Origin of the sequence: Pseudoalteromonas sp. SIMBA_162, from assembly GCF_046535955.1 — a bacterium.
GTDB classification, from domain to species: Bacteria; Pseudomonadota; Gammaproteobacteria; order Enterobacterales; family Alteromonadaceae; genus Pseudoalteromonas; species Pseudoalteromonas marina.
Genome location: NZ_JAWJBQ010000826.1, coordinates 1 through 251, shown reverse-complemented (window position 1 = coordinate 251; position 251 = coordinate 1). Strand labels below are relative to the sequence as shown.

Annotated in this window: 1 protein-coding gene; it reads right to left on the bottom strand. The window is 72.1% G+C overall.

Translation table 11 applies throughout. The features are described 5' to 3' along the window. Positions 1–251, bottom strand: a 251-nt coding sequence (locus tag R0J88_RS21990) for a hypothetical protein (RefSeq protein WP_410901177.1), incomplete at both ends; no start/stop codon positions are given.

Below are 251 nucleotides of genomic sequence, written 5' to 3'. Positions count from 1 at the left end.
GCCAGCGGGCAGGGTGTCCCGGCACCAGGGCAGCAACGGCTGCAGGATGAAGGTGAGGGTAGCGTGGCTGTCTGCCAGCAGCCGGTCCCACTGACGCAAGGTGCGGCCAATGCTGTCGGCCGCGCGGGCCAGTCGTTTTTCCGGGGGCGAAAGCGGCCAGATGACCGGGGCTTGGGCCGCAGGCGTGGTCAGGGCCTGGCCGATGCGCCGCCACAGTGACGGCCTGCGGGGTGGTGCGGCAGGCTGCAGGC